The 2,629-nt window shown below is 48.3% G+C and carries 2 protein-coding genes; both read left to right on the plus strand.

Going from position 1 to position 2,629, the window contains the following annotated elements; translation table 11 throughout:
• Positions 1-232 precede the first annotated feature (232 nt).
• On the plus strand, positions 233-1,786 hold the full coding sequence (gene istA, locus QT327_RS28005; protein WP_013664154.1) for an IS21 family transposase: 1,554 nt from the start codon (positions 233-235) through the stop codon (positions 1,784-1,786).
• Positions 1,787-1,806: 20 nt separating this feature from the next.
• Entirely contained in the window at positions 1,807-2,544 is a 738-nt protein-coding gene (gene istB, locus QT327_RS28010; protein ID WP_013664153.1) for an IS21-like element helper ATPase IstB, read from the plus strand.
• Positions 2,545-2,629 lie beyond the last annotated feature (85 nt).

Consider the following 2,629-nt stretch of genomic DNA (forward strand, 5'->3'; position numbering starts at 1 on the left):
TGGATATTACGGTTCGAATGGTGCCAGCTAATTCGGTCCGATAGTGCCGGTAATTACGGTTTAAATGATGCCATTCCAGATTGATATTGACCATTGCCATTACGGTTCGTTTTGTGCCATTATTGATTTAGCATATATTACCCATTAGTTACATCGCACAACGATTACGGTTCGTTTTGTGCCACTTTAGGAGATCAGGGACTATCTTGTCGCATCATATAAATACAGCGACATGGCCAACAAACTTGATCCGATGGACTTAAAACAGATAATCACCTTACATCTCGATGGGACCAGCAACCGCAGGATAGGCTCCATTCTGGGCATCTCCCGGAACACGGTCAACACGTATATGCAGTTGTTTGAAGCGAGTGAATATTCGCTTGAAGAGCTCCTGCGCTTTGATACGGCAGCCTTAGCTGAGCTGTTCTCCTCCCATACAACCGTTGACACCCGGCGGCATAATGAGCTCATGCTGTATTTCGAGGGGGTCAATAAGGCCCGGAACCATCCCGGGTTCACTTTTCTGCACCATTACCAGCAATACGTGGATCAGGCCGGGGATCCGTACAGTTACACTCAGTTTCTGGAACACTATCGCCGTAAATATCCCAGAGAAAAAGGTTCGATGAAGCTCGACCATGTCGCCGGAGAGGAAATGTTCATTGATTTTGCGGGGAAGAAGCTGCATATAATTGATAAGGAGAGCGGAGAGCTTGTTGCTGTGGAAGTATTTGTTTCGATTCTTCCCTGTAGCCAGTATACCTACGTGCGGGCCTGCAGGAGCCAGAAACGGAGCGATCTGATCGATTGCTGCACGCGGGCGCTACGCTTCTATGGCGGGGTTCCCAAAGCCATCATCTCAGACAATCTAAGGTCGGCCGTCAACCGGGCGAGCAAATACGAAGCCGATATCAACCGGAGTTTCAAGGACTTCGCCCGTCACTACAATTGCGTGATCAACCCTACGCGCGGGTATTCACCGCAGGACAAGGCGCTGGTGGAGAATGCCGTACACCTGGCCTATCAGCGCATTTATTATCCCCTGCGGGAGATGGTCTTCTTCACCCTGGAAGATCTCAACAGAGAGATCGGCATATTGCTGGAGCGATACAACAGTCTTCTGTTCAGGCGTAAAGAGTCCAGCCGTATCGAACTCTTCCAGACCATTGAGCGTCAGTACCTCAAACCATTGCCCGGTACAACTTATGAGCTGAAGGATTATAAAAGGGCCAAGGTGCAGAAAATGGGCTATGTTTACTTCTCGCCCGACAAGAGTTACTATAGTGTTCCTTACCGTTATATTGGCAGGGAGACCACCATCCATTATACCAAAAGCAGAATCGAAGTGTTCTATCACCAGCAGCGGATTGCCTTGCACCGGCGTAATCCGGCCAAGGGATCCTATATCACCAATACCGACCACCTGAGCAGTACGCATAAGTTCTATTCCGACTGGACCCCGGAGTTCTTCTACAGAAAAGCCCGCCCGCATGGCGAATACGTGGTGGCATGTGTCGAAAAGATACTTGCTTCACAGGATTATCCCGAGATAGGTTACAAACGTTCCCTCGGCGTCATCCAGTTGCACAGGGTATACGGCTCACAGCGGCTCAACGATGCCTGCAAAAGAGCATTGGATACCGATGCCTGTTCCTATATCCGCATAAAGAATATCCTTAAGAACAATATGGACAGGGTGCCGCTGCCCATCGGGCAACCCGAACAGGCTAAACCCCACATTCCTTTTCACAGCAATATACGCGGTGCCTCCGCTTATGAATAATAACCACAAAAATCAGCACGATGAACAATCAGACAATTGAAAAATTACGGAACATGCGCCTGGGTGCCATGGCGCAGTTACACCTGCAGTACGTTAAGGAAAACAGGTTTGAAGCAATGACATGCGATGAATACCTGGCCCTGCTGACCGATCACCAGTGGGAAGAGCGGGAAAACAGCAGGATTGAACGCCTTTTGAAGCAGGCCGCCTTTAGGCAGGATGCAACCCTGGCCGATATCAACTACTCGGCAGAGAGGAATCTGGACAGAAATATGTTCGCCAGGCTTGCTACGCTTGATTTTTTATCAAGGAAGGAGAATATTATTATCTGCGGCGCCTCCGGCACGGGTAAAAGCTACCTCTCGCAGGCACTGGGCCACCAGGCCTGCCTTTCGGGATTAAAAACACTCTACACCGTTACGGCCAGGTTATTCAAGAAACTGAAATTGAGCAAAGTGGACGGCACCTATCTCAAAGAACTGGAAAAGCTTACCAAAGCGGAAATGCTTATCCTTGATGACTTTGGCCTGCAGGCATTTGACAATCAGGACAGGGAAACGCTGATGGATATCATTGACGACCGTCATGGTAAAAAATCTACCATTATATCATCCCAGATACCTGTCTCAGCATGGTACGAAATTATCGGCGGTGAAGGGACAATTGCTGATGCCATCCTTGATCGACTTGTCAACTCCTCCCACAGAATAGATCTAAAAGGGGAATCGCTTAGAAAGGGAATATTGAAACAGGAATAATCAAAGCTTTTTTATATAATTGTATGATCTTTTAAAGTGGCACGGTTTGACCGAAATCACTGGCACTGTCACTCCGAAATACCCA

Origin of the sequence: Olivibacter sp. 47 (genome assembly GCF_030372825.1) — a bacterium.
In the GTDB taxonomy this organism is placed as follows: domain Bacteria; phylum Bacteroidota; class Bacteroidia; order Sphingobacteriales; family Sphingobacteriaceae; genus Olivibacter; species Olivibacter oleidegradans.

Excerpts from the sequence above, each read along its gene's own strand:
- istA (WP_013664154.1), top strand. The coding sequence starts at position 233 with ATGGCCAACAAACTTGATCCGATGGACTTAAAACAGATAATCACCTTA.
- istB (WP_013664153.1), top strand. The coding sequence starts at position 1,807 with ATGAACAATCAGACAATTGAAAAATTACGGAACATGCGCCTGGGTGCC.